The organism is Candidatus Poriferisodalis sp. (assembly GCF_965237655.1).
In the GTDB taxonomy this organism is placed as follows: domain Bacteria; phylum Actinomycetota; class Acidimicrobiia; order Acidimicrobiales; family Poriferisodalaceae; genus Poriferisodalis.
This window is the reverse complement of the sequence record NZ_CBDEGB010000001.1, coordinates 600,792-612,903: the sequence shown is the minus strand read 5'-3', so window position 1 is coordinate 612,903 and position 12,112 is coordinate 600,792. Positions and strand designations below refer to the sequence as shown.

Annotated in this window: 8 protein-coding genes; 1 reads left to right on the top strand and 7 read right to left on the bottom strand. The window is 64.7% G+C overall.

From position 1 onward, the window contains the following. Positions 1 to 36 precede the first annotated feature (36 nt). The 4 genes from ACPXYO_RS03060 to ACPXYO_RS03045 all read right to left on the bottom strand — a co-directional run bounded on the left by ACPXYO_RS03060 (position 37) and on the right by ACPXYO_RS03045 (position 5,795). Positions 37 to 711: a hypothetical protein gene (locus tag ACPXYO_RS03060; RefSeq protein ID WP_423916540.1), complete on the bottom strand. Its 675-nt coding sequence runs from the start codon at positions 709 to 711 to the stop codon at positions 37 to 39. After that, positions 650 to 2,398 carry a cell wall-binding repeat-containing protein gene (locus tag ACPXYO_RS03055; protein WP_423916539.1) on the bottom strand — a complete coding sequence of 583 codons (1,749 nt, stop codon included), beginning with the start codon at positions 2,396 to 2,398 and terminating at the stop codon, positions 650 to 652. The genes ACPXYO_RS03060 and ACPXYO_RS03055 overlap by 62 nt, the downstream gene beginning before the upstream one ends. 52 nt (positions 2,399 to 2,450) lie before the next feature. Continuing rightward, entirely contained in the window at positions 2,451 to 2,771 is a 321-nt protein-coding gene (locus tag ACPXYO_RS03050; protein ID WP_423916538.1) for a cell wall-binding repeat-containing protein, read from the bottom strand. A gap of 264 nt (positions 2,772 to 3,035) precedes the next feature. Further along, complete coding sequence (locus tag ACPXYO_RS03045; RefSeq protein WP_423916536.1) at positions 3,036 to 5,795, bottom strand: cell wall-binding repeat-containing protein; 2,760 nt, start codon at positions 5,793 to 5,795, stop codon at positions 3,036 to 3,038. Positions 5,796 to 6,204: 409 nt separating this feature from the next. On the opposite strand from ACPXYO_RS03045, the gene ACPXYO_RS03040 reads away from it, so the two are divergent. Continuing rightward, positions 6,205 to 7,179, top strand: coding sequence for a hypothetical protein (locus tag ACPXYO_RS03040; protein ID WP_423916535.1), 975 nt, complete (start codon positions 6,205 to 6,207; stop codon positions 7,177 to 7,179). Positions 7,180 to 7,236: 57 nt separating this feature from the next. On the opposite strand, the gene ACPXYO_RS03035 is transcribed toward ACPXYO_RS03040, so the two are convergent. The 3 genes from ACPXYO_RS03035 to ACPXYO_RS03025 all read right to left on the bottom strand — a co-directional run bounded on the left by ACPXYO_RS03035 (position 7,237) and on the right by ACPXYO_RS03025 (position 12,036). After that, positions 7,237 to 8,925 (bottom strand): hypothetical protein, encoded by a 1,689-nt coding sequence (locus ACPXYO_RS03035; RefSeq protein ID WP_423916533.1) that lies wholly within the window; start codon positions 8,923 to 8,925, stop codon positions 7,237 to 7,239. Further along, positions 8,922 to 10,730 (bottom strand): hypothetical protein, encoded by a 1,809-nt coding sequence (locus ACPXYO_RS03030; protein WP_423916532.1) that lies wholly within the window; start codon positions 10,728 to 10,730, stop codon positions 8,922 to 8,924. Before ACPXYO_RS03030 ends, ACPXYO_RS03035 begins: the two co-directional genes overlap by 4 nt. 76 nt (positions 10,731 to 10,806) lie before the next feature. Further along, positions 10,807 to 12,036, bottom strand: coding sequence for an acyltransferase family protein (locus ACPXYO_RS03025; protein ID WP_423916530.1), 1,230 nt, complete (start codon positions 12,034 to 12,036; stop codon positions 10,807 to 10,809). Positions 12,037 to 12,112 lie beyond the last annotated feature (76 nt).

The window sequence follows — 12,112 nt, the reverse complement described above, 5'->3', positions numbered from 1 at the left end:
TGGATCGTTCCGGGTCAACTCGGTCAGTCGGCTGCGCTAGGGACGCAGTTGCCTCGCGGCATTGAGGCTCTCATCGGGCACGGTGGCCATCTCATCCGGATGAAAGCTACGGGCGATGCCGGCGCCGATCTGGATGGCGCCGCGGTTGGGGCCGGTGGATGTGCTCGGCACTCGGACCCCGTCGGCCGTGGTGAACCGCACGAATACTCGGTCATATGGCGTCGGCGCATGGACGATGACACGATCCCCTGCTGCCTGCGCCTCGGGCAGCGTCGCATAGTCGACAATGAGACCGCCCAAGACATCGTCCACCAACTCGTAGACCTCGTTGCCCCCGTCGGTGTACAACGCGTTCTCGCTCACAAACTCCTTAACATGCGCGCCGAACTGCACCAGCAATGAGACCGTCGTGAGACCTCCCTCGAATTGCGTGGTGCCGTCGAAATCCGCATGATCGACATCCACCAGGTCGCGCCGCACATCACAACCGCCGGTGGCCTCAGCCTCGAAGCGTGACGAGAACGACCTGGTGCCGTTCAGCTTGTCGACGAGCTCGCCGTACGTCGGCGTGCCAGAAACGAAGCGAATGCTGACGATTTGGTTGCGCGTGTTCACCGCCACCTCGACAACGATCTCGTCGGCCTCGGGGTCATAATCGCTGACGCTGCCGATGTTGATCGAACCATGCGTTGCCGGCAGCTCCCTTCGCATCGCCGGTCCACTTGGCGGCGATTCGCAGTGCGTCAGCCAACAGGGCCTCAACGCGATGACTCACGCCTTCGATGCGATCGGGAATTGCATTGTCCGGATTGTGATCCACACCGGGATCTGACGGCCCGAGCCTGACGGCGCTGATGGCGAATGATGCTCTGGTCGATGCCACCCGCGTGCGCTGAGGTCGGCTCCGATTGTCCTCGGCATCGAAGGCGACACCGCTGCCCAACTGGAACGTGTCGCCCTCGGCGAGGGGGTAGGGGTCGCCAGGAGCGATGTCGCCCTCGTCGTCGAAATCGCTGTCCTCTCCAGGATTGGTGTTGTAGCCGTCCGGTGCGGTGAGTGCCGCTTCTCGTACGGCGACGCGCAAATACGGGTCGACTGTGGTCGCGCCCGTGCTCTCAGCGAGGACGTTGATCTTGCGGCTCGATACCACCCTGATGTTGTCGAGGTCGATCGAAATGTCGTCAGGGCCTGAGTTGTCACGGGCGATGATGCGAAGACCGCTGTGAGCGGCGGGCGCAACGACCTGGACCGTCGGTGCCCGCGTGTCTGTCCGAACCGTAGGCACCGTGTAGCGGGCCGCGGCCACCGGCCGCAGATCGCCGAGGATGCCGAACCTCTTGTCCGTCGGGCGTATTTCGATGACATCGCCCGATAGCAGCGGGTGGGTGAGTGCAACTGTCAGCTCCTTCGGAGCGTCGCAACTGTCGTCGGGCGGCACCACGACGCCCCCAACAGCAATCGAGGCGGGCACGTCATTGACATAGAACATGTCTTTGGCCTCATCGGTCAAGTTCTCCAACATCCCGTCGATGCGGTCGCCGAATCTGACGCTGAAGCCGCTCTGACCCGCGGTCGCCCTGATTCTGGCGCTGAGCACGCGTGCACCTCCGCCTGCACGCACAGCGGCGGCCATGACAGCGTCACTGACGGCTTCTGGGCCTCCAATGGCCGCGACACGGAGATGGTTCTTGTGGCCGTCGATGGTGATCGGCGTCGAAGCAAGGTATGAACGGGTGCTCGACGGCAGCGAATCGCCGACCATGAGCAGTGGAACAGGTGCCGAGCCATCAAGGCCTTCACCGGCCACTGGCACGGCAGCGATGGCATCGAAGAGCGCATCACGGTGAGCGAGCACAACGACATTGTTCGCCGTGCCGACGATGTCTTTGCATGTGCCTCGCATCAGCCGGGCGATCGCAGCCGATGTCACATCGGCAGTGCTGCCGCCGTAGCGCGTGGACGCCCCGACACCCAGTTCGGTTAGGTCGTCGACGACTTGCTGCGACACCGCTGCTGCCCCGCCCATGACGAGCACTCGATCGATTTCGTGCTCAACAAGAAAGTCCGCTGTTGCCTTCGGAAGCTCGCCTGCACGCGTCAACAGAATCGGCAACTCAAGGACGTAGGCCAATGGCCCGGCAGACAGGGCGAGGCTTGCCAGTTCGGCGCTGCCGTTCGCGAGAATGACAACGGTCTCATTGGTCCCGCACCATGTCGCCATGCCACCCAGCTCATTGGCGACCGCAACCGCCGTGCCAAAACGATCATCGCCGGAGACGCGCGTCACCATCGGTGCCGAATCGGTGGCGGCGAGTTCCTCCAGCACAGCATCGGACACCGCAGTCGGCCCACCAACGACGATGACGCGCTGCACCGCATGGTCCTCGAGGTATCGCACGACATGGCTATGAAGGTGCTGTGGGGGCGTCAGGAGCACGGGTGCGCCACGGTTAACCAGCGAGTCCGGCCACAACAGCACCGTCGGTACCTGATGTGCCCGACACCACAATGACGGTCGAAACCGAATTGAGCCCGCCCCGCTCCTGGGCGTAGCGCTCAGCCAGCTTGACCGCCGTCTCGTAGCGGTCACGTCCGGCGAACGAACGGGCATCGGGCAATTCGTCGTCGTCGCTGTCGATCAAGAATTCAGCCGCCGTATTCGCGGCCTGAGCTGGACCGGCGCCAACTGCGGCAAGAGCAGTCGTCAGCAAGGCAGCAGCGAGCAACGCTCTAAGCGCTGCCGCTCGTCGCCTTGCCAACTCACGGCTCACTCCGGCGGGACTCCTGGTCAGTGATCAATCCGTAGCGCCTCGAATGCGCTGTCAGCGCGCACGGTACCTCAAACGAAACTGCATTCGGATACTGCAGACGATCTGCACAACTCTAATGTTCCTGTCCATTTTGATACATGTTTCTTGAGCCGGTAGCACGAAACGCGAAGGGCCCCGGGGCGATTGCCCCGGGGCCCTTCTCAGGCTGTTCACCCTGTCAGAGAGCTGATGCCCTCCGGCGAGGTGTCCTGTATGTCAGACGTACTACCTGACTGGGATGCTCCGACTGGACGAAACGCGATGCTCGCTCGCGGCGCTCATGCTCTCGTCCGGGTCATCTTCAGTAACAGTGGTTTGATCGTCACCGTCACCATCGATGTTGTCCTGGTAGCTCGTAGCGACCGCTGCAGGAACCTCTACCACGCCACGGCCCGGGCCAGTGCGGGATCCGGGGATCATCGCAGCGTTGTCGGTTGTCCAGCGGAAGTACACCTGGCGATTCGGACCGACGAAGCCGAGATTCTCGGTGCCTGAGTCGTCGTAATCCTTGATGAGTGCCGCAAGGACCGTGTCCCGCAGAGTGTCACCATTCTCAGCCAACTCCTTCACGTAGTTGTTGAAGTCGACTGTGAAGCCAACCGAACTCTTGCCGCCTGCCAGCTCGAGGGTTCCCTCACCTTCGCTGATGTCGTCATCGGCTACTCCGCAGCCCTCAGTGGGCGACGCTGAGAAGCGGTCAGCGAAGCTGCTCGAGCCGTTCAGCGCTGCAGCGAGCTCACCAATCGTCGGCGTACCGTCCATGTAACGGATGCGGATGATCTGGTTGCGGGAGTTGACACTGACGTCGATCTCCGCGTCGGTGTCTGGATCATCAGTCGTACGTCCCGAGGACGAGTCGACTGTGACGCTCCAACCGTTGCCTGCGGCACCCGAGGCGCCACCGCTCCAGCTAGCCGAGATCTTCACGCCCGAGACCAACTCAACACTGGCGTTCCGGCTGAAGACCGTCTCGTCTACGCCGACTACACCATCTTCGTTCGTGTCTGCGAACGCGACTCTCGGCACCTTCTTGGTAGCGGGATCGTCGTCTACGTTCGGATCGACGGAACCGATCTTGATGGACGACACCTTGAAGTTCTTCGTGGTGTTGCCCACCGACGCACGAGTGGCACGGCTGCCGTTTGGCTGATCTTCGTCGTCCTGAACGGCACCTGCCGCCAGCACCACGATGTCACCAAGCCCTAGGGCGTATGCGGAACCGGCAGCCTCACCGGTGTCAGTCGTGTCATCATCATCATTCAGGTCGAAGGCCTCTTCGAGCGTCAAGCTGACGACTAGGCGCATACCAGCAGTGCCGGATGCGTCGGTCTCGGTCGTAATCTTCGCGCGTCGCTTGGAGATGACCGACACACCTGTCGCATCTTCCTCCGTATCTGTCGCCCCTGCCGGCACTTTGACGGTCGCGGGCTCGTTAGTGATCAAGATGACGTCGCTCTCACCCAGGACAGCGCGGATCTCGACGGCCGGGCCGGCGGTATCCCTGTCAGGGGCAGGCACCGTGAACGATGCCGCTTGGACAGTTCGCTTGTCGCCACCGGCACCGAATTCGGTCGACGTGGGTCGGACCTCAATGTCATCGCCTGGCTTCAGCGCGTGCGTCAAGGTGATCGTCACCACTTCAGCAGAGCCGCACGTAGCGTCTGCCGCCACCGTGGATTCAGCCGTGCTGATCCCGACGATGGCCGGGTCGACAGTCGAGTCGTCCTCGTCGATCGACGCTGGTGCGCCGTTCACATAGAACAGGTCCTTGAGTCGCTCCTCGAATTCTGTCTGGTCGTCGTCGTCGAGACCGTCACTGAACGTCGCCGTGAAGGTTGTGCCTCCGGCATCAGCATCGAGTGCCACTGTCAGCTCAGGACCCGATGCAGCGGCATCGAGTGCGGCCTCCATGACGGCCTCGCTCACCACGGCAGTGCCGCCGATTGCAACGATCGTCAAGTTGGTCTTGGCGTCGTCAACCTCATCAGCCGTGCCGGCGAGGTAGTCGCGGATTGCCGCCGGCAGTTCATCGCCAACGAGCAGGACCGGAATCGGACCAGACGTCTTGATGCCCTTGCCGAGCACTGGTGCAGAAGCGACGCCATCGGCGGTCGCCATGCGGTTGACAAGCGCCACCATTGAGGATGACGCGCCGACATCATCAGCGCAGTCGCCCAGCATCAGCTTGGCAAGCTTAACTGAGGTGCCAGCTGCTGAGTCACCGGCGATCCGCTGAACGGCGTCAACGCCAATCTCGTAAAGCTCGTCGTCAACGTCGGCGGAGACGGCACCCATGCCGCCCACGATCACGACACGCTCGATGTTCTCATCCATCAGGAAGTCGGCAGTCGCGTCGGGCAGCGCGTCGGCATCGGTGAGCAGCACAGGCAACTCAAGTGCGTACGCCAGCGGGCCAACTGCAATTGCATCGACCGCGGGCATATCGCTGCCATTCACGACAACTGCAACGCTCTCGTCGGTTCCGCACCAGGTGGCGTCGCCACCAAGCTCGGAAGCGACTTCAGCAGCAGTAGCGGCCCGGTCGGCGCCCGCGATGCGGTCCACCGTCGGCTCAGACTCAAGGCCTTCGATCTCTTCAAGCACTTCATCGGGAATCGACGCTGCGCCGCCAACCACGACGACCCGGCCGACGCCGTGGTCCTCGATGAAGTTGGCAACACCGCGGGAGATACCCGTGGAGCGGGTGAGCAGTACCGGTGCGTCCTTGTAACCAGACAGGCCGGCCGAGGTCACCGCGTCAATCAGCGTCTCGCCCGAAGCGATGATCACTGTTGACACCAAGCCCAGGTCGCCCCCGGCGTAGTTGTTCGCCAACTTGAGCGCAGTGTCGTAACGATCAGCGCCGGCAAATTCGCGCGAGTCGACCTTGCCGTCGTCGTTCGTATCGATCATGTGCTCGTTGGACGTGTTTGCGGCTTGAGCCGGTGCCCCTGCTACGACCGCTAGCACCGATGCCACGAGCATCGCTGCCAAGATCGCTGCGAGTGAGCGCCTGCTCCGCCGCTTCGTTCGGGTAATCAAGATTCCTTGCCTCCTGATTGGGAATTCATGGATGTTGGTGCCGGGCACGGGGGCCCATGGCACCCATCTCCCGCCTCATATAGAGAACCGCGGCAGAGCGCGCTCTGTGACACGGCAACTCGCAAGGGTACGGGGTCACTCCCGACTGCGCAATGCTGGATCCTCCTGCACACGCTTGATGTGAGCCTAGGCGACCGCAGGGGTGCCGTGTGGCGCGTTCTCAAGCGCCTGCAGGGCATTCTTTGAGTGCCAAAAGCGCTGACTGGGCACTTTTCTTGTGCCGGCAAGGCACTGGGGGCGCGCTGGGCCTACCGTGGGGGCTCCTCGCAAGCCGACCAGCACGGGAGCTCTGGTGAAGCGATCGCTAGCCGGTGCGTTGATCTTGCTCGCGGTGGCCGTGGTAGCGGCCGTGGCCGTGTGGTTTATCGTGTTCGCGGACGCGGGCGATTCGAACCAGATGAGCTACATCGTGGTCCCCCACCCTGATGACGAGATGCAGGCCTGGTCGCTGATCGAGGACACGACCGGCAACTACAAGGTCTTCATCATGGCGACCAGGGGCGAGCAGACCTTCTATTGCGGCTCTCCGGGCTACGACGAGGGAACCGGGGAGATCGCGCCCGACCCGTGGCCCGCCGGCAAGTGGACGCCGTCGTGCGAATCTGCCCGCAAGAACTCGTTCTTCGGCTTCATGGAGCACATGGCCGCCGGGGACAGCGGACTGCCCTCGTCGTACACCTACGAAGGGGTGAAGGGCCCCTTCGACACGCTGGGCACGGAGATCTGCCGCTACGACGACGCCGACGACAACGGAGCCTGCGTGCCCGATCTCACTGCCGAAGTGTGGACATCGCCGATGGGTGCCGTGGTGTGGTTCAACCTCGGTGACGGCGACCTCACACTGGACGAGGTGGTATGGGCCGTCACGACAGTGCGCGACAACCGGCGGTCGCTTGGCATCAACGATTCGCTCGAGAACCACAACCTGATCGGAGCGAGCTACTGGAACGGCACCTACTCGGGATGCTCCGACTATGCCCATTCGGACCATCTCGCGATTCGTGACGCGTTGTGGCACACCGACTTTGACATGGGGTACCAGGCGGTGCCGACCTGCAGGTTCGACCCTGCGGTGTCTCGGTCGCAACAGGTGTCCTATGACCGCTTCCACGAGGCGTTCGAGGCGTCTCGGACGACACGCATCGGTGCGCACCCGGTCCACTACGGCTGGATGCTGGGCGGCGAACCGGGCTACTGGCCCGGTGCATACGAAGGGCAGGACATCGAGTTCCACCGCAACCAGCACTTCTGGATCCGGTTCGAGTAGGTGCGCTTGCAGGCTGCTTGAGGCCGCCTGGGGTGCTTTCGAACCGACTGGTCTGCGCTACGGGTTGTCCACGGTGGACGGATAGCAGTAGGGCAAGCCGTGGCGCTCGCCCATGAAGCGGTCGAGATCGTTGCGCAAGCGCCAGCCGGTGATCCACACCTTCTCAGGGGTCACCTGCACATAGCCGTTGATGAGCAAGCAGCGGATGGTGTCGCCGGTTTCGCTGTTGTCGAGGTGGATCGTGGAGACAGCGATCAGGCTGGTGACGGCTGCGGTGGGGTCGCGGCGATCCACTTCGGCGAAGCGCCAGTTGGCCAGGAACGTGAACATCAGACCCACCGCCAGCACTGCTGCCACGGCTGCCCGCAGAGCACGGCGAGCTCCCTCCGACCGGGCGGCGAGGTCGAGCGCCGCTAGGCCGCCGGCGATGATCAGCGACCAGGCAAGCTGTGCCAGTTGTGCCTCCCGCCACGCTTCGCCCATCGGGAGATTGCGCTGCTGCATCGATGCCGACAGCCCAGCAAGCGAAGCAGAGAGGATCGCCATGAAGGCGCCGAGCCCCGCCAGGGCGATGGCGAGGCGGACATGCGCGTTGCGGGGCGGCGTGGCGGTTGTGGCGGCGGCGTCCGTGGCGGCGGTGCCGGCGGTGGCGGCGGTGGCGGCGGTCTCGGCGGTGCCTGCTCGGTCTGATCGCCAGCCCCTGGCCGCTGCTGCGACGGCCATGGCCACGATTCCGGCCAGCATGACGGCGAGCACGGCATTCGTCGCCAGATCGGCCAGCCCGGCATCGACGGCGAACAAGCGGGCCAGATCGGCGTTGTAGTCCCAACCGACGGGAGGCAGCCCGGTCGCCAGCCGAGGCAGGGCCGTCTCGAACGCCTCAGGCGAGATGCTGAGATCCGAGGCGGTGTAGCAGGCGTCCCGCGCGCAGCGCCGGGCAATGTCGATGCGGACCGGAATGAACACCGCGGCGAACCCGGCGCTGAACGCCGCCCAACGGCGAACCGCTGCGGTGGCCAGGGCTGCTCGAAGGGCGACCCTGGCGACGGCCACCCGGGCGATGAGGAAAGCGCCAGCCACCAGTGGTGCGAGGTAGGCGACGTCATAGAACATGACCAGAACGGCGCCGAACAGGGCCATGGAGGCGTATTCCCGTTTGCGCATCGGCCGGGGGTGGAGGTCTCGGTCTCGGATGATGGCAAGCGTCGCCGCCAAGATCAGTACGACAGCGCCGATGAACGTGTGCGGGAATTGCGCCAGCCCGCCGATGATCCCGTTCGCCACGATCACCGCACCCATCGCCAGCGGGTACAGGCCAACCAGCGACCGGTCGGCGTCCACGCCTGCCGAGCGGGCCAGCGCTTGGACCATCTTCGCCGCAAGCACTGCCAGCAAGGCCACGACAGCGACACGTACGACGCCCACCAGGACGTGGGGGGTGAGGCCGGTCGCTTCAGCGGCTTCGAAGACGACGCCGTGGACCAGCACTTCGGTGAAGCGCCCGATCGGCCGGAAATTGCCGATGTTCAGGAAGTTGACGAGGCGCTCCTCGACGTAGCGCCCGATGCCGAAGAGGTTGACGTCGGTGAAATAAACCTGCTGGAAGAGGTGGAGACGCTCGTCGGACTTGAGCGACATGCCGAGCAGGGGAAGCACCACCAGGATCGCCGGGCCGGCCGTGAAGGGCCAGGCGCGGTGCTTGCGGGCGGTTGCGGCGTTGCGGCGGGTCGTCGCGGGGGCGTTCACGAGGCGTCCGGTTCCACATCACCGCTGGGTGTGCCGTCATCGGGCGTGGTTGTCGGGGGCGGGTCGCAATAGGGCGTACCGACGCGTTCGGCCATGAGCCGGTTGAGCGCGGCTCTGAGTTGTTCGGTGGCGTCGGGCACTGGCTGGGCTGGCCCGGTGCCGTCAGAGGCGTTGAGCAGCAAACAGCGAATTGCATTGGGGGGTGCCGTGTAGTCGACAACATCGGTACGGACCGGCCAATCGTTCAGCTCAGCGATACCCGCGGGGCTGTCTGCGTCGCCCATGTTGACCGTGGACGCCGAGATCAGGCTGGTCACCGAAGCAGCGGAGTCATACCGGTCGATCTGAGCGGTCTGCCAATTCGCGACCAGCGTGAGGGCTGCGGCTGCGGCGAGGGGGAGCGCAGCGGCGAACGTCGCGAGCGCTGCCATCTGACGTTGAGGGCGTTGCCGATGGTGCCGGCGGTGCCGCAGGGCAAGATCGAGGGCAGCTAGGGCGGCGGCGGCGACCAGCGACCAGCCGATCTGTGTCAGCAGCGTGTCGCGCCAGCCCTGCCTGACAGCGTGGCCGAACGGGAGCTGCTGCACCCGCCACGACAAGCCTGCGTACAAGGCTGCGGCACCTGCGACTGCCGCACCGAACCCGCCGAGGGCCAGTACGAGCCGGAGCCGGCGGAGTGCGTGATGGTTGTTCGTCGGCAGGGGTGAGAGGTTGTCGGGGTCGCTGGTGTCTGCGGAGTCCGCGGTGTCGGCGGTTTCGTCAGTCGAGGGGTTGTTGCGGAGTTCACGCCGAGCGGCTGCCACCGTGATTGCGAGCAACGCCAGAAGTGACAGCACGAGCATCGAGTTGGCAAGCACCGCTGCGAATCCGAGATCGAGACCGGCGTCGTCGGCGCGGTCTGCATTGGAGAGCCACCCCGCCAGCGGCAGCGCCGACCCCACCCGCGCAACTGCGGCGCTGATGGCGTCGGGGCTCCAACTGAGCAGCCAGCCGTCGGAGCAGTCGTAGGTCGCGGCGCAGCTTCGTGCAACGGCGAAGCGAGCTGGAATGAAGACCACCGCGAACCCGGCGGTGAGCGCCACCCACCGTCGTGACGCCGCGGTGCGCAGCGCTGCGCGTGCCGGCAGCCCTGCGGCGAGGGCGCGAGCGGCGATGAACGCCGCAGCAACAAACGGCGTCAGATAAGCGAGCTCATCGAACGCAACTGCGGCCGCCCCCAGCGCTGCCATGAAGATGTACTCGCGCCAGGCGACGTTTCGAACCGCCATGTCTCGGTATCGGGCGACTGCCAGCGCCGCACCCAAGACGAGCGCCACGGCACCGATTGAGGTGTGAGGAGTCTGGACCAATCCGCCGGTGGTTCCATTCGCTACCAGCACCGCTGCGAACGCCAGTGGATACAGCGCAACGAACGAACGGTCGGAGTGCAGGTTCGCTGAGCGCCGCAACGACTCGACGAGCCCGACGGCCATCACCGCGACGAGACCCACCAGGATTAAGCGCACGGCGCCGAGCACAGCGTGGGGAGCCAGGCTGAGCGCCTCGCCGGTTTCGACCGCAAGGCCGTGCACGAGGGATTCCACAAAGCTCCCGATGGGCCCGAAGCTGCCTTCGTCGAGTCGGTCCCCGGTGAGACGCCAGGCGCGCCGTGCCGCCTCAATCGGGTTGGTGCCGGTGGCATCGGCGTTCAGGTAGACGTTGAGTCGCTCCCTCGACTGCAGCGCAAGCCCGGCGAGGGGCAGCACAACCAGCAGCGCCGGGGCAGCCAGGTGCAGCCACCTGCGGCGGCGCCTGCTTCGGCTCATCATGGTCAGGCGCCGCCTGGGCCGGGGGGTCTCCGCCCTGGCAGCTCGGAGGCGGAGCGACTGCCCTGCGACACCGCTAGAGCGCCAGATACGCCCGGCGGCGATGCATCGTTCCCACGAGCAAGTAGATGACGAGTCCGAGGACGGCTGCGTAGGCGATGTGAACGCCGGGTGCTCCGATCGGCAAGATGTCTTCCATCAGGCGGGTTTCGATCGAGCGATCGCCGATGTGCACTGACCTGGCGGCGTGCAACAGGACGCGTTCGAACAGATACACGATGATCGCGTTGCGGCCGAACGCGATGATCGGCCATGTCGCTGCTCGTCTGAGGCGGTCGATTGATTCTCGGCCGCTGCTGCCGCTTCCTGCGTCGACCAGCAGGTAGATCACGCAGACGACTGCGAGCGCTGTTCCCGCTACCAGCAGGGCGAACGACGGCGTCAGCAGGCGCTTGTTGGGGGGTGACCACAGCGATGCGGCGAGTCCGACGATGACGCACAGTGCGGCGAGGGTGCCGACGCTGGCGAGAGTTCTCTGCGGGTCGTCGCGGCCGTGCCGTCGTATGAGCATTCCGGCCGAATAGCCGAAGAGGACGAATGACGAGGAGGCCATAGAAAGGACGAGGCCTTCGGGATCCCATCCGGCATTTCCTGCTCGGTAAACGTGGCTCGTGCTGAGAACGGCTGAGTCGAAGTCGAAGTAGGGACTGCAGCGGTCGACGGGATCACAGGATAAAAGGTCGAGGCCGAGGCCGTACAGCAATATGACCGTGGCAGCCGCCGCGATGATCAGCCACATCTTGTCTTCGCCGAATATCGCTCTGCTGGCGAGCACGACGAGCGCTCCGCAGGCGCCGGCGATGCCGATCATCTGCAGGACACCCGTGAAGCGCAGTTCTGAAATGTCGAACCACGAGGTGCCGTACGCGTTGTAGGCGATGCCCAGAAAGACGAGCAGGAGGAGCCGGCGGATCAAGCGGCGATAGGTGGCGGCGTTGGACCTGTTGCGCAGCAGGAACGACAGGCTCAGGCCGCTCGTGACGAGGAATGCGGGGAATATCCAGTCGTTGAGGGTGACGCCGACCCATTCGGCGTGTCTCAAGAAGGCGAAGTGTTCGCCAACGGCAGTGCTTGGCGTGAAGATCATGCCGACGAGCAGTGCGCCCCGGAAGGTGTCGACGGAGGCGAACCGGGTGCGTTGTGCGGGTGCGGTAGGTGTGGGCTCGGAGGGGACCGTGGGTGTTGCGGTGGGTGCGGAGCCGCTTGGCGTGGTGGGTGCAATCGGCGATGCAGCCTCCGGCGTCATGCCGGCAGATTGTATGACCGCGCCATGCGAACGGACCCCCGAGTGCGTGTCATCGCTTACTGCGCCGGGCGCGGCG